The 20761-nt window shown below is 42.5% G+C and carries 21 protein-coding genes and 1 pseudogene; 12 read left to right on the top strand and 10 right to left on the bottom strand.

Translation table 11 applies throughout. The features are described 5' to 3' along the window. Positions 1-41: 41 nt before the first annotated feature. Positions 42-1103, bottom strand: coding sequence for an SDR family oxidoreductase (locus F947_RS03990; RefSeq protein ID WP_004972358.1), 1062 nt, complete (start codon positions 1101-1103; stop codon positions 42-44). A 324-nt stretch (positions 1104-1427) separates the two neighbouring features. Between F947_RS03990 and ftn the strand changes: the two genes are divergently transcribed. The 6 genes from ftn to bioD all read left to right on the top strand — a co-directional run bounded on the left by ftn (position 1428) and on the right by bioD (position 6814). Then, a complete protein-coding gene (gene ftn / locus F947_RS03985; RefSeq protein WP_004972356.1) occupies positions 1428-1892 on the top strand; it encodes a heteropolymeric bacterioferritin subunit Ftn in 465 nt (154 codons plus the stop codon). Between the two features lie 188 nt (positions 1893-2080). Beyond that, a complete protein-coding gene (locus F947_RS03980) occupies positions 2081-2812 on the top strand; it encodes an alpha/beta hydrolase family protein (protein WP_004972353.1) in 732 nt (243 codons plus the stop codon). Positions 2813-2911: 99 nt separating this feature from the next. Next, positions 2912-4195 (top strand): adenosylmethionine--8-amino-7-oxononanoate transaminase, encoded by a 1284-nt coding sequence (gene bioA / locus F947_RS03975; RefSeq protein ID WP_026438290.1) that lies wholly within the window; start codon positions 2912-2914, stop codon positions 4193-4195. Next, the gene (locus tag F947_RS03970; protein WP_004972348.1) at positions 4192-5349 is read left to right on the top strand and encodes an 8-amino-7-oxononanoate synthase; all 1158 of its coding nucleotides are present in this window, start codon (positions 4192-4194) and stop codon (positions 5347-5349) included. The genes bioA and F947_RS03970 overlap by 4 nt, the downstream gene beginning before the upstream one ends. A gap of 8 nt (positions 5350-5357) precedes the next feature. Next, the gene (gene bioC / locus F947_RS03965; RefSeq protein WP_004972347.1) at positions 5358-6167 is read left to right on the top strand and encodes a malonyl-ACP O-methyltransferase BioC; all 810 of its coding nucleotides are present in this window, start codon (positions 5358-5360) and stop codon (positions 6165-6167) included. Then, positions 6164-6814 (top strand): dethiobiotin synthase, encoded by a 651-nt coding sequence (gene bioD, locus F947_RS03960; protein ID WP_004972346.1) that lies wholly within the window; start codon positions 6164-6166, stop codon positions 6812-6814. The genes bioC and bioD overlap by 4 nt, the downstream gene beginning before the upstream one ends. A 367-nt stretch (positions 6815-7181) precedes the next feature. On the opposite strand, the pseudogene rluB reads toward bioD, so the two are convergent. The 6 genes and pseudogenes from rluB to F947_RS03930 form a co-directional block, all read right to left on the bottom strand. Continuing rightward, positions 7182-8102, bottom strand: a pseudogene (rluB, locus tag F947_RS03955) (23S rRNA pseudouridine(2605) synthase RluB); the annotation flags it as partial. 41 nt (positions 8103-8143) lie between these two features. Beyond that, complete coding sequence (gene scpB / locus F947_RS03950) at positions 8144-8737, bottom strand: SMC-Scp complex subunit ScpB (protein ID WP_004972340.1); 594 nt, start codon at positions 8735-8737, stop codon at positions 8144-8146. Continuing rightward, positions 8734-9528, bottom strand: coding sequence for a segregation and condensation protein A (locus tag F947_RS03945; RefSeq protein ID WP_004972339.1), 795 nt, complete (start codon positions 9526-9528; stop codon positions 8734-8736). Before F947_RS03945 ends, scpB begins: the two co-directional genes overlap by 4 nt. Positions 9529-9747: 219 nt before the next feature. Continuing rightward, the gene (locus F947_RS03940; RefSeq protein WP_004972337.1) at positions 9748-10029 is read right to left on the bottom strand and encodes a hypothetical protein; all 282 of its coding nucleotides are present in this window, start codon (positions 10027-10029) and stop codon (positions 9748-9750) included. Between the two features lie 68 nt (positions 10030-10097). Next, the gene (locus F947_RS03935; RefSeq protein ID WP_004972336.1) at positions 10098-10715 is read right to left on the bottom strand and encodes an L-threonylcarbamoyladenylate synthase; all 618 of its coding nucleotides are present in this window, start codon (positions 10713-10715) and stop codon (positions 10098-10100) included. 91 nt (positions 10716-10806) lie between these two features. Beyond that, entirely contained in the window at positions 10807-11469 is a 663-nt protein-coding gene (locus tag F947_RS03930) for an elongation factor P hydroxylase (protein WP_004972334.1), read from the bottom strand. Positions 11470-11567: 98 nt separating this feature from the next. Here F947_RS03930 and F947_RS03925 point away from each other — a divergent pair, with 98 nt between their 5' ends. The 6 genes from F947_RS03925 (at position 11568) to lysM (ending at position 15351) form a co-directional block, all read left to right on the top strand. Next, entirely contained in the window at positions 11568-12125 is a 558-nt protein-coding gene (locus F947_RS03925; protein ID WP_004972332.1) for a YceD family protein, read from the top strand. Between the two features lie 76 nt (positions 12126-12201). Further along, entirely contained in the window at positions 12202-12384 is a 183-nt protein-coding gene (rpmF, locus tag F947_RS03920; RefSeq protein ID WP_004972331.1) for a 50S ribosomal protein L32, read from the top strand. Between the two features lie 204 nt (positions 12385-12588). After that, entirely contained in the window at positions 12589-13575 is a 987-nt protein-coding gene (fabD, locus tag F947_RS03915) for an ACP S-malonyltransferase (RefSeq protein WP_004972330.1), read from the top strand. Next, positions 13572-14306, top strand: a complete 735-nt coding sequence (gene fabG / locus F947_RS03910) for a 3-oxoacyl-ACP reductase FabG (RefSeq protein WP_004972328.1) — start codon at positions 13572-13574, stop codon at positions 14304-14306. Before fabD ends, fabG begins: the two co-directional genes overlap by 4 nt. Before the next feature lie 83 nt (positions 14307-14389). Beyond that, the gene (gene acpP / locus F947_RS03905) at positions 14390-14626 is read left to right on the top strand and encodes an acyl carrier protein (protein WP_001279871.1); all 237 of its coding nucleotides are present in this window, start codon (positions 14390-14392) and stop codon (positions 14624-14626) included. 251 nt (positions 14627-14877) lie between these two features. Then, positions 14878-15351, top strand: coding sequence for a peptidoglycan-binding protein LysM (gene lysM, locus F947_RS03900; protein WP_004972325.1), 474 nt, complete (start codon positions 14878-14880; stop codon positions 15349-15351). A 326-nt stretch (positions 15352-15677) separates the two neighbouring features. Here the strand turns inward: lysM and F947_RS03895 are convergent, their stop codons facing one another. From F947_RS03895 to F947_RS03890, 3 genes are all read right to left on the bottom strand, one after another. Beyond that, positions 15678-16961, bottom strand: a complete 1284-nt coding sequence (locus F947_RS03895) for a ribonucleotide-diphosphate reductase subunit beta (RefSeq protein ID WP_004972324.1) — start codon at positions 16959-16961, stop codon at positions 15678-15680. A 139-nt stretch (positions 16962-17100) separates the two neighbouring features. Further along, entirely contained in the window at positions 17101-17235 is a 135-nt protein-coding gene (locus F947_RS14955) for a hypothetical protein (RefSeq protein WP_004972322.1), read from the bottom strand. Between the two features lie 196 nt (positions 17236-17431). Next, positions 17432-20263: a ribonucleoside-diphosphate reductase subunit alpha gene (locus tag F947_RS03890; RefSeq protein WP_004972320.1), complete on the bottom strand. Its 2832-nt coding sequence runs from the start codon at positions 20261-20263 to the stop codon at positions 17432-17434. Positions 20264-20761 lie beyond the last annotated feature (498 nt).

Raw genomic sequence — 20761 nt, 5'->3', positions numbered from 1 at the left:
CGATGAAGTGCCTTAGTTTTTCGCTTAGAGATGCCGAGGACTTAGCGTTTCTTTACAATCCCATCATCAATGAGTTGCTGAAAATGTTCGACTAGACTGGTTTCAATATTGCGGTAGTGCATGCCCAATTCACGCTGACTTTTTTCCGCATTAAAATAAATTGGGTAGCCCATATTCAGTTCCACAAATTTACGGGAAAAACCAAGTAGAGGGCCAAAGGCTTTAAAGGCAAATTTAGGTAACTGATTGCGTGGGAAAGGGTATTTACGTCCAAAGTGCTGGGCTAAAATTTTACCCATTTCCAATAAGCTGAGTGTGCCACCGCTAATAATATAGCGACCTTCAGCAGCAGGGTTGAATGCGGCCTGAATGTGAGCATCGGCAACATCACGCACATCGACAATGCCATTCCACATAGCAGGGACACCTGCCAAGGTCATACCGTTGGCAAACTGCAATAACACTTCCACGCTGCCCGATTGGGTGTTTTTGGTCAACGATGGGCCAAGCACCAAAGCAGGGTTGATACAGACCAAATCCCAGCGGTTTTGTGCCTTTGCCATTTCCCAAGCTTTGCGTTCAGCTGCCACTTTTGAATAAGGATAAGGCTGATGCTCAGGGCTGCTGCTAGTATTCCAGTGACTTTCATCAAAGCGATTATTGGCCGTATTTAAAATATCAATCGCATCGCCATAGGTTGCAGCAATACTTGAAGTCACCACTACACGCTTTACCGATGCAGTACGATTAACGCTGTTTAATACATTTTCGGTGCCTATGACGGCAGGTTCAATAATGTCTTTAACTGCATCTTTATAATTGGTGACCACAAAAGGCGAGGCCATGTGCAGCACGATTTCACAACCTTGCATGGCGGCATCAAAAGCACCTTCTTCAAGTAAGTTGGCTTGGAATAATTGTAAGTTGCCTGTGCTTTTTGCCGCGATATCAGTCAGATGTTGAAAACTGTGGGTTTTATTCAGATCACGCACCGTCGCGTGTACGGTATGTCCTTGTTCAAGCAGGTTTTTAATGACCCAACTGGCAATATAGCCTGTTGCGCCTGTGACTAAAATGGGTGCAGATGTATTTAGATTTGTCATTATTTTAAGAAAGTGATGGAACTCGTGATTATCATAAAGCAGCTGGGTTTTAAAATCCGCTTTTTAGGCGTTTTTTACGATACTTGAGCGTCAAAGTATGGTTTCTTTCAATATTTACAAAATGATGCAAAATCATTGTATTGTCATTTTTAAAGCTAAGTTTTGCCAAGCAGTTGTTTTATATATGGGAATTTTTAAGTTATATTGCAAATGCGTATGTTTCTCATTTTAATTTTATAAAAATCATGGGTTTACAATAATTAACTTTTGCAATTTTGCCTGAATGTGTCCATAATGACTGGATTAAGAAAGGGAGTACAGCAAATGCGTGGCAATCCAGAAGTCGTAGACTATTTAAATATGTTGATTGGTGGCGAACTGGCTGCTCGCGATCAATACCTGATTCATTCGCGTATGTATGAAGATTGGGGTTTAAGCAAAATTTTTGAGCGCATTGACCATGAAATGCAGGAAGAAGCGCAGCATGCCGATGCTTTAATTCGTCGTGTATTGTTCCTTGAAGGCACTCCAAATATGCAGCGCGATGACATCGACGTGGGTGAAGATGTGGTGTCTTGCTTAAAAGCCGATTTAAAACTGGAATACGAAGTACGTGAAAAATTGGCGCAAGGCGTAAAATTGTGTGAAGAAAAAGGCGATTATGTCAGCCGTGATATGTTGCGTCAGCAAATGACCGACACAGAAGAAGATCATACGTACTGGTTGGAAAAACAATTACGTTTAATTGAATTGATTGGTTTACAAAACTACATTCAATCGCAAATGTAATCTGATCAAAGCAAAATAGACCAAAACCCGATTTATGATAAGTCGGGTTTTTTTATAGATCGGTTTTTATAGATTGGCTTTTTTATATCAATTGGTTTTTTTAAGGATGTATCTTGGTGCTTTGCAGATGTCGATTGAGCCGATTCAGTATTATACTGAGGTGATTTTCTAACTTGAGAGCAAGCCACGTGCAACAACAGATTTTATTGATTACAGGCTGGGGCGGTGGTACTGCACTCTTAAATCCGTTACAGCAAGCCTTAACTGCACAAGGTTTTCGGGTTGAGCTCATCAATATTTTTAACGCTACTGATGCTCAAGTCATGCAGCAACAGGTTGAATTTGCACGTCAGTTTGATGTAATTATGGGCTGGTCACTGGGTGGGCAATTGGCAACGCTACTGGTCGATGCGATTGCCAGCCAATATGCAGGATATAAAACCTTAATTACCATTGCATCCAATCCGTGTTTTGTTGCACAAGCCGATTGGGATACCGCTATGCCACAAGCCACGTTTGCCCAGTTTAAACAATCTTTTGCACAAGACCCAATTCTGACCCTAAAGCGTTTTGGTTTTATGGTGTGTCAGGGTGTCACTAGTAGTAAAACCGACCTATTACAATTACAAAGTTTGGTTCAGCCACAGCCGCAATCTTTGCTTCAACACGGTTTGGATTTATTGGAAAACTTAAACTTGGTGACTAAGCTTAAAAATTATACAGGTCTGCAGTATCATCTTTTTGCCGAGCAGGATATTTTAGTTGATTGCAAAGTTGCAGCTAAACTGCAAAATTTAGCTGCAAAGTTTTTAAGCGTAGATGTTTTGCAAGGCTCGCATGGGCTGCCATTGTTCCATGCCGATGAGTTGACTAGCAAAATCTGCCAATATTTACAGAAAAACCCGCCAACAGGTCCATAAGTGACAAATCTCGCAATTTATTTTATCTGTAGACAGGTTTAAGATTTAGCACATCAAGTTTTTTACAAGATCAAGGATGATGGTGGGATGACAGAACAGATGGATTTGGCTTTTGATCGTGAACATCTTTGGCATCCTTACACCTCTATGACTCAGCCCTTAACAACCTTTAAGGTTAAGCGGGCATTTGGCAGCACCATTGAACTTGAAGATGGTCGCCAGTTGATTGATGGCATGTCATCGTGGTGGTGTGCGATTCATGGCTACAACCATCCTAAACTGAACCGTGCTGTGACCGAGCAACTCGACAGTATGGCGCATATCATGTTTGGTGGATTGACCCATCGTCCTGCCATTGAGTTAGGGCGTTTGCTGCTCGAAATTACCCCACCGAGTTTAGATAAAATTTTTTATGCAGATTCAGGTTCAGTTGCCGTTGAAGTGGCGCTGAAAATGGCGGTGCAATACTGGACAGCACAAGGCAAAACCGAGAAAACCAATTTTATTACCACCCGTTCTGGCTATCATGGCGATACATGGAATGCCATGTCGGTCTGTGATCCTGTCACAGGGATGCATCAGGTTTTTGGCTCAAGTTTGGCGCGTCGTTATTTTGTATCTGCACCGAAAACAGCCTTTGATCAAGAATGGAATCCTGCTGATATTGCAGAATTGGCGCAAAGTTTGGCAGAGCATCATCAGCAGGTTGCTGCCATGATTATTGAGCCGATTGTGCAAGGTGCAGGCGGCATGCGCTTTTATCATCCTGAATATTTGCGTCAAGCCAAATTGCTCTGTGAACAATATGATGTGTTGTTAATTTTTGATGAAATTGCCACAGGTTTTGGGCGTACAGGCAAGTTGTTTGCATGGGAACATGCACAGGTCGAACCCGATATTATGTGTATCGGCAAAGGGCTGACAGGCGGTTATATGACCTTGTCTGCCACATTGACCACGAAGCATGTTGCAGAAATGATTTCGCAGGGTGAGGCAGGTGTGTTTATGCATGGCCCGACCTTTATGGCAAATCCACTGGCTTGCGCGGTTGCAGTAAAAAGTACCCAATTATTATTAGAACAAGACTGGCAAGCCAATATTCAACGTATACAACAGCAACTTGAACAGCATTTAACACCATTGGCTAATTTGGCATGGGTGCAGGATGTGCGAGTTTTAGGTGCAATTGGTGTGGTAGAACTTAAACATGCTGTCGATATGCAAAGCCTGCAACAAGAATTTGTGCAACGTGGTATTTGGGTACGTCCTTTTGGTAAATTGGTTTATGTGATGCCGCCGTATGTGATTACAGCAGCAGAACTAAATACTTTATTGCAGCAATTGGCTGAGGTGGTGACAGGTATGCAAGGAGCGAGCGCATGAGTTTACTCGATCACTATGCAGAACAGCTTGATCAGCTTCGCCAACAGGGCAATTTTCGTCAATTTCGCAGCAATCAGCAGCAAGGTAAAACAATTGAAATTCAGCAACAGCAGATGCTGAATTTATCTTCCAATGATTATTTGGGTTTAGCCTCTGATTTGCGCTTACGTGAACAGTTTTTTGATGAAACGCCCAATGCACAGCGTTTAATGAGTGCATCTTCATCACGTTTGCTGACTGGAAATTTCCCTGCCTATGAACAGCTTGAAGCCACATTAACGCAATTATTTCATGGGCGAGCTGCCTTGCTGTTTAATAGCGGCTATCACATGAATATTGGTATTTTACCTGCATTGGCAGATGCGAAAACTCTCATTTTGGCCGATAAACTGGTACATGCCAGCATGATTGACGGCATTCGTTTGTCATCTGCAAAATATTTGCGTTATCGGCATAATGATTTGGCACATTTGCAGCAATTGCTGACGCAATATCATGCCGATGATAATTATGAACGCATTATTGTGGTGACTGAATCCATTTTTAGTATGGATGGTGATGAAACTGATTTAGCCGCATTGGTCGCGCTGAAACAGCATTTTGCCAAAGTCATGTTATATGTCGATGAAGCACATGCGATTGGCGTACGTGGGCAGCAAGGTTTAGGTTGTGCCGAACAATATGGTGTGATTGATGCCATTGATTTTCTGGTTGGGACGTTTGGCAAAGCCGTTGCTTCAGTTGGGGGATATTTGATCTGTGATCCGATTATCCGTGATTACCTAATTAATCGGATGCGCCCGCTAATTTTTAGTACCGCACAGCCACCTATTTGTATGGCGTGGACGCAGTTTATGCTGAATCAGATTGTGCACATGCAGGCACAGCGTCAGCATTTGGCGGCCTTGAGCCAATCTATACAGCAGGGGATTCAGGCCAAAGGTTTTGCTTGCCCATCAACTTCGCAAATTGTACCTGTGATTATTGGCGACTCTACTGCAACTGTAAGCAAAGCCCGACAGTTACAGACTGCAGGTTTTTATGTGATGCCTGTACGTCCACCGACTGTGCCGCAAGGCAGTTCAAGACTGCGGATTTGTTTAAATACGCAATTTGAAACGGCAGATTTAACACAGTTACTGGATTTGCTTTGAGTGTGCGTATGCGTATAGATAAGGCACAAGTGGCACAGCGTTTTGCCCGCGCTCATCAGAGTTATAAAACGCATGCCGTGGTACAGCAGCAAATTTGTCAGCAGTTAATGGCAAAAATGCAGCAATATGTTGTACAGCAAAAGTTGTCAGATCAACCTCAGCCTTGCTTTGAAAACGTCTTGGAAATCGGCTGTGGTTCAGGGAATTTAACCGACTTGCTACTGCGTGAATTTCAAATTCAACAGCTGACTTTAAATGATTTATATGCCGAAGTGTTGCATGCGTATCTGCATCATCCTCAAACAACTAGTACGCAAATTCATGGCTTAATTGGCGATATAGAACAGCTCGATTTTCCGCAGTCTTTGGATTTAATTTGTTCGAGTTCGGCTTTGCAATGGGTGGAAGATTTTGGAGCATTATTGCGCAAGGCGAATCAAGCGTTAAAGCCGCAATGGTATTTGTGCTTTTCGACGTTTGGCCCTCAAAACTTGACTGAAATTAAGCAATTAACAGGTCAAGGCTTACATTATTTGAGTATGGATGCGTTACAACAACAGCTCAAACAGCAGGGCTTTGAAGTATTACACTGTTCAGAGCAGTTTGAATCATTAAGTTTTGAACATCCCAAACAGATTTTGCAGCATTTAAAAGCCACAGGTGTCACGGGTACAGCACAAGGGCAGCGTTGGAACAAAACGACTTTAACCGAATTTTATCGGGGCTATGAACAATTTAGTCAGCAACATAGTTCACAGAAAAAAAGTTACACGCTCACGTATCATCCTATTTATTGTCTTGCACGGAGAATGCCATGACAGCTCAAGTTTATTTTGTGAGTGGTATTGATACAGGGATTGGCAAAACCTATGCCACAGGTTATTTGGCCAAGACCATGAATGAACAGGGTATTCAGACCATTACCCAAAAGCTGATTCAAACGGGCAATCAAGACGTTTCAGAAGATATTGAGCAGCATCGTAAAATTATGGGCACTGAATGGTTGCCTGAAGATGATGACAAACTAACGATGCCTGAAATTTTTAGCTATCCTGCTTCACCACATTTGGCTACACAAATTGATGGTCGTGAAATTGACTTTGCTAAAATTGAGGCTGCGACTGCGCAACTGGCGGCAAAGTATGATGCAGTATTATTAGAGGGTGCGGGCGGGCTCATGGTGCCGCTGACCACAGACCTACTCACCATCGACTATATTGAGCAAAAACAATATCCTGTTATTTTGGTGAGTTCTGGGCGTTTGGGCAGTATTAACCACACTTTGCTCAGTTTGGAAGCTTTAAAAACACGTGGTTTGAATTTACATGCATTGGCATATAATTTGAACGATGAATCACAAGACCCTTTAATTTCGCAGGATACTGCCAAATATTTAAAAAATTATTTGTCAAAAAGCTTTCCAAAGGCACAGTGGATTGAAATTCCTGTATTGCCGAATATCTAATCCTTATTATTTTTTTCCAACAAATTTGCCCAATAAAAAAGCCACACATTCATGTGTGGCTTTTTATCAATTTGGCATATTTCAGCTTTTAGAATTTTTTAAAGCTTTTATTGCCAAACGGTTTGCGTGGTGCATTTTCGTCACGGCGTTCACGGTTGCCGTAGCTGTTACCATCCTGACGTGGTTCTCGGTTGCCGTAGCTATTGCCATCTTGATGACGTTCACGGTTGCCATAGCTGTTACCATCTTGGCGACGTTCACGGTTGCCATAGCTGTTGCCATCTTGGCGACGTTCGCGGTTGCCATAGCTGTTACCATCTTGACGACGCTCACGGTTGCCGTAACTGTTACCGTCTTGGCGTGGTTCGCGGTTGCCGTAACTGTTACCGTCCTGACGACGTTCACGCGGTGCAAAACCTGTGTTTTGTGCAGCTTCTTCGGTGTCACGACGTTGCTGACGCAAGAAACCACCACGACGTGCTGCCAACGGTTTTTCCTGCATACGCTCATTGCGACGTTTTGCCATGCCGTACAAACCTGTGCCTTGACGTGGTTTTAACTCAACCGCTTTGGCAAGGTTATCGATGTCATTTTTATCCAATTCCATCCAGCGACCTGTACGTAATTCACGCGGTAAAATTACCGTGCCGTAACGGGTACGCAATAGACGGCTGACTTTCAGACCTTGTGATTCAAAAATACGACGAACTTCGCGGTTACGACCTTCTTTTACCACCACTTGATACCAGCGGTTAATACCATCACCACCAATTTCAGAGAAAGATTCAAATTTAGCAGGGCCATCATCTAGCACCACACCACGCAGCATGTTGTTTTTTAGTTGTGGTGTCACTTCACCCATCACACGAACGGCATATTCACGTTCAATTTCGTTCGATGGGTGCATTAAACGGTTGGCTAATTCACCATCGTTGGTGAATAGCAATAAACCTGTCGAGTTAATGTCCAGACGACCAACCATTACCCAACGATCATTGGCAATTGCAGGCAGGTTATCAAATACAGTTGGGCGCTGTTCTGGGTCGTTGCGTGAGCAAATTTCGCCTTCTGGTTTGTAGTAAATCAGAACGCGACGACGAATTTCATCTTCAATTTGGAACTGAACTTTACGACCATCGATGCGAAGCTCATCACCTGGTTCGATACGTTCACCCACTTGGGCAACTTGGCCGTTGACACTCACACGACCAGCGGCAATGACTTCTTCCATATAACGGCGAGAACCCAAGCCTACTCGTGCGAGTACCTTTTGCAACTTTTCACTCATGACAGCATAACCTTAGAAATGATCATCAACAGTTTACCTATTCAAGACACAGACGCAGATGCATCGAGTGCCATGAAAGCTTCCTTGGCATCCTGTAGGGGAGGCAATTGACTTAAGGAATTCAAGCCAAACGCATTTAAAAATTGAGGCGTTGTAACCAACAACGCAGGTCTTCCTGGGAGTTCTCGGAAACCTGATTCTTTAATCCAGTTCCAATCAAACAATGTGCGTAAAATTTGACTATTGTTTGATACTCCGCGAATTTGTTCAATATCTGCTCGGGTCACAGGTTGGTGGTAGGCAATCACCGCCAGTATTTCTAGCAGTGAGGGCGAAAGTCGGGTCGGACGTTCAGGCCACACCTGTGTAATAATTGTACGATACTTTGCCCGCACCTGAAAACGGAAACCTTGTGCGGTTTCGATCAGTTCAATCGAGCGACCATGTTGTAACATGGCCAATTGTTGTAAAAACTGGCGTAATTGCGCTTTGCTATATTTATCTTGAAAAGCTTCTTTCAGACGCGCTAAAGACACAGCACTGTCACTGGCAAAAATAATTGCTTCGAGTTGCATCAGCACTTCATGCTGTTGTTCGCCTTCAGACAAGCTCGAAATTATGGGTTCTGGATTCATGCCTGCGCCCCTTGAATGCTCAATGGTGCTTCAATCCCACTGCTGATAATGCACACTTTTTGCTGGCGAGTCAGTTCTAAAATCGCCATAAAGGTCACAACCATGCCCATGCGTCCCTGACTTGGTTTTAGCAACGCATCAAAACTCAGTACTTCACCCGATGCGAGTTTGGCTTCAATAAATGCAATCCGTTCTTCAAGTAAAACAGGTTCTTGCAAAACTTGATGGGTGACAGGTTCAGGACGATTAAAAATACAGAACAAGGCATCACGTAATTGATCGGCTGCATAGCCAACATTATTGACTGCGGTATGCCCTAAGCTAAGATTGGTAGCAAAGGTATCGCGTTCCAAAACAGACATTTGCCCCAAGCGTTCAGCTGCTTGCTTGACTCTTAAATAGGTTTCTAAACGGTCAATCAGCTCTTGTTTTGGGTCTTTTTCAATGCTGCTGATACTTGCAGGTTTAGGCAACAATAGGCGGGATTTTAAATCGGCCAGTAATGCCGCCATCACCATATAATCGGCAGTCAGTTCAATATTTAGCGATTTCATGGCATCCATATACGACAAATATTGCGATGCAATCGGGGCAATATCTAACTGAAGTAAATCGAAGCCATTTTTTTGAATCAGGTAAATTAAAAAGTCGAGTGGTCCTTCGAAATGCTCTAACAGAATTTCAAATGCTGCAGGAGGAATATACAAATCCTCAGGAATCGACTCTTGCCACTCATCTAACACACGAATGTGTTGGGCAGGTTCCATCGCATTGTGGAGGGATTGATTCATTACAGTGTTGGGCCACGCGAATTTTCAAAAGCATGCAAATGCTATTTCCGCTTCAGATAAGAAGGAGATGGAGAAATAGCTCAGAATTAATAGCGACTAGTCTAAAGGATATCGTGATTGAAATAAATCTGTTCTACGACCAAATATCAAAAAAAGCCTAAAATAAATCGGGATTGAGGGAGATTTAAGGCAAGTTGTAAAAATTAACTCATTCAATCTTTAAGTATTTATTTCTGTTTTATTCTGTAATGCGTATTCAATCATTGCCATGCAGCTGTCTTGTAAACACAGATTACGAGTTTGCGATTGCGCTAAAAGTGCTTTACATAGTGCTGCATCTAAAAAGTAAGTATAAGAATCGGGAGGTTCAGGTATTGTTGCTGTGAATGCAGTTTGGGAGCACACGATTGCATCGGACTCTAGCGTCCACGGATGTTGCACATAAATGTGCATCTCATCCGAAAACTGCTGCAAATTTAACAATACCTGAAATAAAGTCATGGGTTTAATTCGTGCAAGCAAGGCTTTTAAACCGTAGTGCTGTCAATCGCTTTGCAGGTGGTGAATGCTTATTCAAAAGCACTCACATCTCCCACACCGCGACGCACAATTTGCGGGTTGTCGCCCGATAAATCAATAATACTGGTGGTGCTAAGTGTGCCTAAGCCACCATCAATCAGTACATCAATACGTTTGTTGAGTTGTAGATCAATCTCGTATGGATCATCTAAAGGGTCTTCTTGCCCCGGTAAAATCAGGGTGCTGGTCAGTAAAGGTTCGCCTAATTCTTTAAGCAGCATGCGACAAATAGGGTTGCTTGGAATACGCAAACCAATGGTTTTTTTATTGGGATGCATCAAGCGACGTGGAACTTCACTGGTCGCAGGTAAAATAAATGTGGTGACCGCAGGCGTATTGTTTTTCAGCAGACGATACATGGCATTGTCCACTTTGGCGTAGGTGGCAATATCCGATAAATCGGCACAAATAATGGCGTATTGGTGTTTTGCGCCTAAACCACGAATTTGTGAAATGCGTTCCATCGCGTTTTTGTTACCAATTTGGCAACCAATCGCATAAGCAGCATCGGTTGGATAGACCACCACATCGCCTGCACGTATGCGTTCAACCGCTTGGCTGATTAGACGCGGCTGTGGATTTTCAGGATGTACTCTTAAATGCAACATGCGAATTCCTCAGTAGCGTAAATGTGACGTTAGGCTCATTATGAAAGGGGATTGATGTCAGTTGCAATCATTGCCTTGTGCTTTATTGCATTTAATCCAAATTTTTTCGTTCAAACTCTGCAATTTGTAATGTTTTGCCACCTCGGGTGCAGTAACAAATACATTCAATAAAGCGTTTTGCATCGCGTGGTAATTTGGCTTCTCCGTTAAAATAACGCTGTACTTGGGCAAAGACATTGTCTTTAAATGTGCGGCCATCTCCACCTTCACCGGTCAGGTTATCTAAAGATACACGGAATTTACGTCCAAACGCTTGAGCAAATAGCCATTCAATGGCTTGAGGCTTAATTTCAACCTGTTCAAATAAGGCTTGTTGTTCCTGAGTGCGACCATCGGGAGCATACCAATAGCCTAAGTCTGGCAATAAACGTCGTTGTTCGCCTGCAATGCACCAATGGCTAATTTCATGCAAGGCACTATTAAAGAAACCATGTGCAAATTGAATTCGTGCAGGCTGTGTTACCGTGGCAGGAAAGTACTCAGGTTCAAAATCACCTTTGACCAAGTTCACATTTAGGTGGGAAAACCAGTGATTAAAGTGTAAGATGAGCCAGTCCACCTGTTCCGTTTCTGTATTGAGTTTTGCCCAGTCCGAGAGTTGCACTTGGGGGTGCGAAGTGTCAGAATTGGTGGTTGGAAGTGTGCTCACAAGTGATGAAAAATTCACTTCTGTTTGCGGCTGCAACAGATGCATGACTGTGTTACCCAAAATTGGTCTGTCTAAATAAGTACAAAATTGTATCTTAATCTTTGACAGAGTACTGATGAATTTGTAGAATTGCCGCCTTAATTATGTCAGCAAATACCTTTCCGGCACAGATTGAGCCGTTTAAATGGGCTGAACAGGGCTTTACATGGTCAGGTAACCTGCCATTGTCTCGCTTTGCTCGTATCGCCCGTGAAGCTGTTGGATCAATTGATGATCAATTGGTTAACATAGACTGTAAGCTATCAATGGATGCGTATCATCGCATTGTATGGCTAGATGGTCATATTGAAACGAAAGTTCCAATGGAATGCCAGCGCTGCTTGGGTTCTGTAGAAATAGACCTCGTTTCAGATTTTCATCTAGCTCTTGTGGATGATGAGTCACTGATAGAGCGCTTGGATGAGGATGCTGATTTCATTGTATTAGGTGAAAGTGAAGCCACCACCAAAGGCGATTATGATTCGCCTGCGACGGCTAATTTACTGTCACTTATAGAAGATGAATTGTTATTGTTGTTGCCTTTATCTCCTAAGCATGACGCTTGCGAGCATAAGCATCAACCTGCCATTCAGAACATTGCCGAAGAAAAACGTGATAATCCGTTTGATGTTTTGGCAAGTTTGAAAGGTAAACTTAACTGAAAATTATGTTATAATTTTTAGTTAAGACAACTCAATTTGTTCTGATCCATTTTTTCGATCTTTGTAAGGAGCCATCATGGCCGTTCAGCAAAACCGTAAAAGTCGCTCTCGCCGTGACATGCGCCGTTCACATGACGCTTTAACCGAGAATGCATTAACTGTAGACCAAGCTACTGGTGAAACTCATCGTCGTCACCACGTAACTAAAGATGGTTTCTACCGTGGTCGTCAATTATTCGCTAAAGCAGATGCTGAATAATTGGTGATGTATTAAGCGTCAAGCTTAGTAGAAAAAATGGGAGCGTAAGCTCCCTTTTTTTGTGCCCGATTTTTGTTGTATTTGGCAATTACTAAAAACAAAATTAAGTGTTAAATTTCCGCTCCATAACTGAGCTTACATGAGAAGGTGTGGGTTGTAGCTGCAAAAAACTACAATTTGCGCATCTTAATTAAAGGATTTTTTATGTCTGCTAAACGACTCGAGCAAGTAGCTCAAGCCACTAAAACTGCATTTGTCTTTCCTGGTCAAGGCTCACAAAAAGCCGGTATGTTGGCTGAGCTTGCAAAACAGTTTAGCGGTGTGCGCGAAACATTTGCAGAAGCCTCTGAAGCGATTGGCTTTGACTTATGGCACATTGCACAAAGTGGTGAAGGTTTAGACCAAACAGAATTTACTCAGCCTGTATTACTCACTGCAAGTATCGCTTTATGGCATGTGTGGTTAGAGTTGGGTGGTGTTGCACCAAAATATTTGGCAGGACACTCATTGGGCGAATACAGCGCATTAGTAGCTGCAGGAAGCTTGAGCTTGGGCGATGCCGTTAAACTGGTAAACTTGCGCGGCAAATTAATGCAAAACGCTGTGCCACAAGGTCAGGGCGCAATGGCTGCCATTTTAGGCCTTGAAGATGCCAAAGTGCTTGAGCTATGTGAACAAGTGAATGTGCAAGGTCGTGGCTCGGTAGAAGCAGCCAACTACAATGCACAAGGGCAAGTGGTTATTGCAGGCGATAAAACTTTAGTCGAAGCAGTAATGGCATTGGCCAAAGAAAATGGCGGTAAAGCCATTGCCCTGCCTGTATCTGTACCTTCACACTGTTCATTGATGAAACCTGCTGCCGAACAGTTTGCACAAGCTTTGGAACAAACTGCCATTGAGCTACCGCGTATTCCTGTAATACAAAATGTCAACGCTGGAATCGCGGCAGATGTTGCGCAATTAGGTCAGGCACTCACTGCGCAATTGTACCAATCGGTGCAGTGGACACAAACCATGCAATACCTACAAGATCAGGGTATTGAATATATCGTGGAATGTGGCCCAGGCAACGTATTGGCGAATCTTGCGAAGCGTTTACCGAATATCGAAAAAGCATTCCCACTCGACACACAAAGTCGTATGGAAGATGCACTAAATGCCATTTTAGTGGCAGAAGGGAAAATTGCATGACACAAGAACGTAAAGTTGCATTAGTCACAGGTGCAAGCCGAGGGATTGGTGCAGCCATCGCTCAGCAACTCATTCAAGACGGTTTTTTTGTGGTAGGTACTGCCACTTCTGAAGCGGGCGCAGAAAAATTATCGGCAAGTTTTGCAGAAAACGGTGCAGGTAAAGTATTGGATGTCCGTGATGGTGCAGCCATTGATGCATTGGTTTCTGAAATTGAACAAAGCTATGGTTCAGTTTTGGTTTTAGTTAACAATGCGGGCATTACCAAAGATAATTTGTTACTGCGTATGTCAGAAGATGATTGGGATGACATTCTCAACATTCACTTAAAGGCAGTTTACCGTTTATCTAAACGTGTCTTGAAGGGCATGACCAAAGCACGTTTTGGACGCATTATTAATATTAGTTCTGTGGTAGCACATTTTGCGAACCCAGGACAAGCGAACTATTCTGCGGCAAAAGCCGGTATTGAAGCATTCAGCCGTAGCCTTGCCAAAGAAATGGGCAGTCGTCAAATTACAGTAAACTCGGTTGCTCCGGGCTTTATTGCAACTGAAATGACAGATCAGCTAAGTGAAGAAATTCGCAAAAAAATGAGTGAGCAAGTGGCATTAAACCGTTTAGGTGATCCACAAGATATCGCAAATGCAGTGAGTTTCTTGGCTTCTGACAAAGCTGGTTACATCACTGGTACAGTGTTACACGTAAATGGTGGTTTATACATGAGCTAAGCTCAAGTATAAACTTTCAAAATTTTATAGATTCAATTAAACTAACGGCATTAAAAACGCCACAAGCAATGAGGAGAATTCCTGTGAGCGATATCGAACAACGCGTTAAACAAGCGGTTGCAGAACAACTTGGTCTTAAAGCTGAAGAAATCAAAAACGAAGCATCTTTTATGGATGACTTAGGTGCTGACTCTTTAGACTTAGTAGAGCTTGTAATGTCTTTCGAAAACGATTTTGACATCACAATCCCAGACGAAGATTCTAACGAAATCACAACAGTTCAATCAGCAATCGACTACGTAACTAAAAAACTTGGTTAATTGTTGATTTCAGCTCTGCTGAAATGAAAGCCACCGCAAGGTGGCTTTTTTATGCGCTGTCGTTTTTACAATCGAATATGAAAAAGGCGCATTTTGTTAAATGTGTGATGTAGCTTACATTTTGTTACCAGGCTAGTGTCTAATCACAACCGAAGTCGCTTATTTTTTTAGTTATAAATGAATGAGAACAGAAACGTGCTTATGTAAGTGAGCGACGCTTTATAAACAGCAGAAAAAAATAGGAGTACCTCATGGGTCTTTTTGATTTTGTAAAAGGGATTGGTAAGAAAAATACAGCACCTGCAGAGCCACAAGCTGCACCAAGCACACCTGCAGAACCATCAGCACAAGAAATTGCCAATAAACTTTTGGGGCATGTGAAAAGTTTAGGCTTACCTGTGACAGGTTTATCGGTGAGTTATAACGCAACTACTGACTTAGCGACAGTGCGTGGACAGGTCAACAGTCAGGCAGACCGTGAAAAAATTATTCTTGCAGTGGGTAATATTGACCATGTTGCACAAGTAGATGATCAACTCACAGTTGCAACCCCAGAACCAGAAAGCAAGTTCTATACAGTAAAATCAGGCGATACCTTATCTAAAATTTCTAAAGAATTTTATGGGGATGCCAACCAATACAACAAAATCTTTGAAGCTAACCGTCCATTACTAAAAAATGCCGATGACATTTTCCCAGGACAGGTGTTGCGTATTCCTGCATAAATGTGAGCAGCCTGAATAAAGGCGCGTGATGCGCCTTTATTTATTTTGTTTTTTGTCGTTTTTGGGCTGTTGGATTATTGTCCTATTCTCATAATGAACAAAAGAAGTAAAAAAACGGCATTGTTGTATAAATATTTTGTAAGATAACGATTTTTAAAGGTTTATGGAAATTTTAAAAATAAATAAATTAAAAAAATCAAATTGTTAGGTATTTGCACAACCTAGCCATTAAATACTCGATCGTATCTTTAAAAAAACCGCCATGAATGGCGGTTTTCTCAATGACAACTCATGTGTCTCACAACGATATTTTATGTGTCGCGATATTACCAGCTCAATGCACCGCCAGTCTGGTAATCGGTCACACGCGTTTCAAAGAAGTTCTTCTCTTTACGCAAGTCCATCATTTCAGACATCCATTGGAACGGGTTGTTTACGCCAACAAACTGTTCAGGTAAACCGAGCTGACTTAAACGACGGTTACAGATGAATTTCAAATATTCTTCCATCATACCTGCATTCATGCCCAACACACCACGTGGCATAGTGTCACGCGCATATTCAATTTCAAGCATCGTGCCTTCAAGAATCATTTGAATCACTTCTTGCTGGAATTCTGAAGTCCACAAGTGCGGGTTCTCAATCTTGATTTGGTTAATCATGTCGATACCAAAGTTCAAGTGCATAGATTCATCACGTAAAATGTACTGGAATTGCTCTGCAACACCGTTCATTTTGTTACGACGACCCATCGACAAGATTTGGCTGAAACCGCAGTAGAAGAAAATACCTTCAAGTACACAATAGAATGCGATTAAGTTGCGTAGCAAAATTTGGTCGTTTTCTGGTGTACCTGTTTTGAAAGTAGGATCACTTAAAGATTGCGTATACTTCAAGCCCCATGCTGCTTTACGCGCAACCGATGGTACTTCGCGGTACATATTGAAGACTTCGCCTTCATCCATACCTAACGATTCAATACAGTACTGGTAAGCGTGAGTGTGAATCGCTTCTTCAAAGGCTTGACGCAAAATGTACTGGCGGCATTCTGGGTTGGTAATGTGGCGATAAATAGCCAATACCAAGTTATTAGCAACCAATGAGTCTGCAGTAGAGAAGAAACCAAGTGAACGCATAACAATGGTGCGCTCATCTTCAGTTAAACCATTTTCAGACTTCCACAACGCGATGTCGTGGTTCATGTTCACTTCTTGCGGCATCCAGTGGTTTGCACAACCATCTAGATATTTTTGCCATGCCCATTCGTATTTGAACGGTACAAGCTGGTTTAAGTCTGCACGACAGTTGATCATGGCTTTATCATCAACCTGTACGCGAGATGCACCCATTTCTAGTTCTTCAAGACCAGGTGCAACGTCCAATTGATCTAGAGCGTTAGATGCTCTTGCCAACGGATCGGTTGAATCTGTTGCTCTACTTCTAGGGGCTGCAGCGGGTTGTGCAGCTGCCACAGGCGTCTGTGGTTGCTCTGCATGAGATACCATCTGCGTATCATGCGCTTTTTGCGGCTCGACGGGCGCAGACTTGTGTTCAGGAGCAGCCGGTTTTTGCGAATCATCTTCGAAATCGTCCCAACTTAGGATAGACATATCAATTCTCTCTTCGTTGCTTTATATCTTTTATGGACATCCAGCTACGCTGAGATGTCTTAATATACGCTTAATTTGTGAAAGCAAAATTAAGTTTTGCTCATCTTGGTCTGAAAAATGTACATTCCGACCAATGTGCTCACGACTTATTTTGCTTTCGCTGTTGTTTTGCCGCTTGTACCCAAAAGTAAGCAATTGGTGCGTAAAACAACACTACAAAGGAAACCAGCAAGACCGCGAGTCCTAACATATAGTTGTGGGTCATGTGTGGCATGTAGTGGTTTCCTTATTAATTTAACAATCCATTTTCTTGTACTAAATCCATGCATGATTAATCATGCATGGATAAAATATGTTTACTATTTCTCATCGCCTTTGATAGCAACTATTAAGGCGGTAAATACTGCCATGAATAATACTATCAATAATAAAATTACAATAAGTAGTACAAGAAAATATGGAATAGTCATTTATTGACAAGCCTCACAATCAGGGTTGTCAATGCTGCATGCTTGTGGCACTGGCGCTGCATTTGCAAAGCCGTCTTCCTCTGCAGGAACTTCAGGTTTAATTTCCTGCGCTACCGCTGCAACAGGTGCTGCCGTAACAGTTGCAGGTTTTACTGCGTTCAATGCGCCCGTGTTAATAGTCGATTTCTCTGCAGAAGTCGCACCTAATGCACGTAGGTAGTAGGTGGTTTTCAGACCACGTAACCATGCCATTTTGTAAGTCAGGTCAAGTTTCTTACCGTTTGCACCTGCAATGTACAAGTTCAACGATTGCGCTTGATCAATCCATTTTTGACGACGTGATGCTGCATCTACAATCCAGCGTGGCTCAACTTCAAACGCAGTCGCGAAAATTGCTTTCAATTCTTCAGGAATACGTGAAATTTTTTGTACTGAACCTTCAAAGTGTTTCAGGTCATTCACCATTACAGAATCCCACAAATCACGCGCTTTCAATGCACGAACAAGGTAAGGATTGATTACTGTAAATTCACCAGACAAGTTCGACTTCACATATAAGTTCTGGAATGTCGGCTCAATAGACTGAGAAACGCCACAAATATTTGAAATGGTTGCAGTCGGTGCAATCGCCATCACATTTGAGTTACGCATACCGTCTTTTTGAACTTTGGCACGTAAGCTGTCCCAATCTAAACGCTGTGTACGATCTACTTCAAACATACGTTCTGGACGTGATTTCGCCACAATGTCTAAAGAGTCAATTGGTAAGATACCTTGATCCCACAATGAACCTTTAAATGTTTCGTAAGTACCACGCTCAACCGCCAAGTCGCTAGACGTTTGAATCGCGTAGTAGCTGATTACTTCCATAGATTCATCGGCAAATTCAACTGCAGCATCTGAACCATAAGCCAAGTTCATCTCATAAAGCGCATCTTGGAAGCCCATGATTCCCATACCTACAGGACGATGTTTCAAGTTTGAATTACGTGCTTGTGGTACAGCGTAGTAGTTAATGTCGATGACGTTGTCGAGCATACGCACTGCAGTTTTAATAGTACGTGCTAATTTTTCACGGTCTAACACACCACCTTGAACGTGTTGTACAAGGTTGATAGAACCCAAGTTACATACCGCGATTTCATCTTGGTTAGTATTGAGGGTAATTTCAGTACACAAGTTAGATGAGTGCACTACACCAACGTGTTGTTGCGGTGAACGTAAGTTACATACGTCTTTGAATGTGATCCACGGGTGACCTGTTTCAAACAACATTGACAACATTTTGCGCCATAAGTCCTTCGCACGAAGTTTTTTATGCAGCATGTTAGTTTCTTTAGCAATGCTTTCGTAGTACGCATAACGCTCAGCAAAAGCTTCGCCCGTCAAGTCGTGTAGGTCTGGTGTTTCAGATGGCGTAAACAATGTCCATTCTGCATCTTCAAAGACACGTTGCATGAACAAGTCAGGTACCCAGTTGGCTGTGTTCATATCATGGGTACGACGACGGTCATCCCCTGTGTTTTTACGCAGCTCTAGGAATTCTTCGATGTCTAAGTGCCAGGTTTCTAAGTACGCACATACCGCACCTTTACGCTTACCACCTTGATTGACCGCAACAGCAGTATCGTTCGCCACTTTAAGGAACGGAACAACACCTTGAGATTTACCGTTAGTTCCTTTGATATAGGAGTTCAAGGCACGTACTGGCGTCCAGTCATTACCTAAACCACCTGCCCATTTAGACAGCATTGCGTTGTCACGCATTGCGCCATAAATGTTGTAAAGGTCATCGGAAATTGTAGTTAAGTAACAGCTTGATAACTGTGGGCGTAGCGTACCTGAGTTAAACAGGGTAGGCGTAGATGCCATGTAGTCGAAGCTAGACAATAAGTTATAGAACTCGATTGCACGTGCTTCACGGTCATCTTCATTGAGCGCCAGACCCATTGATACACGCATAAAGAACAATTGTGGAAGTTCAAAGCGTACGCCATTTGAGTGAATGAAATAACGGTCAAATAAGGTTTGCAGACCTAAATAGGTAAACTGGTTTGAGCGCTCAGGTTGAATCGCTGCAGCAAGTTTGGCAAGGTCAAACTCAAGTAAGTCTGCAGAAAGCAAATCAAGCTCAACACCTTTTTTCAGGAAAGTTTCTAATGCTTCGCCTTCAGGTGTATCTGTTGCTAAACCTAAAAACTCTAAACCTGTTGCCACCAAGTCATTACGCAATAAACGCGCAGTCACATAAGTATAGTTCGGCTCTTGCTCAATACGGGTACGGGTCGCCATCATCATGGTGGTTGAGATGTCAGACTCTTTTACACCGTTGTAGAGGTTTTTCACGGTTTCATCAATGATGGCATCTACATCAATGCCTTCTAAACCTTCTGCCGCTTTATTCACGGTTGCTTTTAAAGCACCTAAATCTAGTGGTTTAAGCTGACCGTTTGCATCAGTGACTTGTAAAGTTGGGTGATGGTTTTCACCTGCTTGCTTACGTGCTTCTGAGCGTTGTTCACGGTAGATGACATAAGCACGAGCAACTTTTTGCTCGCCTGTACGCATGAGCGCAAGTTCAACTTGGTCTTGAATTTCTTCAATGTGAATGGTTCCGCCAGACGGTAAACGGCGGTTGAATGTGTTCAACACCATTTCAGTCAGTTGTTCGATCCGATCATGAATGCGGCTTGAATCGGCGCTTTGTTGACCTTCTACAGCCAAAAACGCTTTGCCAATTGCAACTGCAATTTTTTCAGCATCAAAAGCGGCAACATCACCAGTGCGTTTAATCACTTGTAATTGACCAGGGGGTGAGGTGATTACGCTCATGTCAGCATAGCTCCATTGTCATCTATTGTTATGTTTATGGACCATTAAACTGGGCAAAATTTAGGCCGCAGTGATTGAGGGATAAACACAAGACTTAGTGGTTTAAAATTGAATTGAACACAAGATACGGGAAAATTGAGGGTAGATCAATATTGACTTTTTCTTTTAAATTTTGACTATTTTAGGATTCAAATTTATCTCAAAAATACCGAATTTTGTCCTTTGGGCTATAAGCCTTATCAGACAAGGGCATAGCATAGCAAAGCTCGGAAAAACTGCTTATAGATAACCTTGTGGATAACTTTAAAAGTTGTGAGATAATTTTTCCAAAGGCGGCAAAGGCTTGATCTAGTGCAAAAAATACCCATTTTGTAACTTTATATTTCTTAAATCTGTTTAAAAATCACCAAAACTAGAAAAGTGCTATAAATTCAATGCTTAATAAAAATATAACAAAATAATACGCAGATGTATCAGTTTGGTGAACAGTATCTTGTT

The sequence above is a fragment of the Acinetobacter towneri DSM 14962 = CIP 107472 genome, assembly GCF_000368785.1.
Taxonomy (GTDB): domain Bacteria; phylum Pseudomonadota; class Gammaproteobacteria; order Pseudomonadales; family Moraxellaceae; genus Acinetobacter; species Acinetobacter towneri.
This window is presented reverse-complemented; position numbering and strand designations above follow the sequence as displayed.

Excerpts from the sequence above, each read along its gene's own strand:
- F947_RS03930 (WP_004972334.1), bottom strand. The coding sequence starts at position 11,469 with ATGCATCTGTTGCAGCCGCAAACAGAAGTGAATTTTTCATCACTTGTG.
- fabG (WP_004972328.1), top strand. The coding sequence starts at position 13,572 with ATGACACAAGAACGTAAAGTTGCATTAGTCACAGGTGCAAGCCGAGGG.
- rpmF (WP_004972331.1), top strand. The coding sequence starts at position 12,202 with ATGGCCGTTCAGCAAAACCGTAAAAGTCGCTCTCGCCGTGACATGCGC.
- lysM (WP_004972325.1), top strand. The coding sequence starts at position 14,878 with ATGGGTCTTTTTGATTTTGTAAAAGGGATTGGTAAGAAAAATACAGCA.
- F947_RS03935 (WP_004972336.1), bottom strand. The coding sequence starts at position 10,715 with ATGTTGCATTTAAGAGTACATCCTGAAAATCCACAGCCGCGTCTAATC.
- F947_RS03990 (WP_004972358.1), bottom strand. The coding sequence starts at position 1,103 with ATGACAAATCTAAATACATCTGCACCCATTTTAGTCACAGGCGCAACA.
- bioA (WP_026438290.1), top strand. The coding sequence starts at position 2,912 with ATGGATTTGGCTTTTGATCGTGAACATCTTTGGCATCCTTACACCTCT.
- F947_RS14955 (WP_004972322.1), bottom strand. The coding sequence starts at position 17,235 with ATGCCACACATGACCCACAACTATATGTTAGGACTCGCGGTCTTGCTG.
- F947_RS03895 (WP_004972324.1), bottom strand. The coding sequence starts at position 16,961 with ATGTCTATCCTAAGTTGGGACGATTTCGAAGATGATTCGCAAAAACCG.
- F947_RS03940 (WP_004972337.1), bottom strand. The coding sequence starts at position 10,029 with ATGACTTTATTTCAGGTATTGTTAAATTTGCAGCAGTTTTCGGATGAG.
- bioC (WP_004972347.1), top strand. The coding sequence starts at position 5,358 with ATGCGTATAGATAAGGCACAAGTGGCACAGCGTTTTGCCCGCGCTCAT.
- ftn (WP_004972356.1), top strand. The coding sequence starts at position 1,428 with ATGCGTGGCAATCCAGAAGTCGTAGACTATTTAAATATGTTGATTGGT.
- fabD (WP_004972330.1), top strand. The coding sequence starts at position 12,589 with ATGTCTGCTAAACGACTCGAGCAAGTAGCTCAAGCCACTAAAACTGCA.
- F947_RS03945 (WP_004972339.1), bottom strand. The coding sequence starts at position 9,528 with ATGAATCAATCCCTCCACAATGCGATGGAACCTGCCCAACACATTCGT.
- F947_RS03925 (WP_004972332.1), top strand. The coding sequence starts at position 11,568 with ATGTCAGCAAATACCTTTCCGGCACAGATTGAGCCGTTTAAATGGGCT.
- F947_RS03970 (WP_004972348.1), top strand. The coding sequence starts at position 4,192 with ATGAGTTTACTCGATCACTATGCAGAACAGCTTGATCAGCTTCGCCAA.
- scpB (WP_004972340.1), bottom strand. The coding sequence starts at position 8,737 with ATGAATCCAGAACCCATAATTTCGAGCTTGTCTGAAGGCGAACAACAG.
- bioD (WP_004972346.1), top strand. The coding sequence starts at position 6,164 with ATGACAGCTCAAGTTTATTTTGTGAGTGGTATTGATACAGGGATTGGC.
- F947_RS03890 (WP_004972320.1), bottom strand. The coding sequence starts at position 20,263 with ATGAGCGTAATCACCTCACCCCCTGGTCAATTACAAGTGATTAAACGC.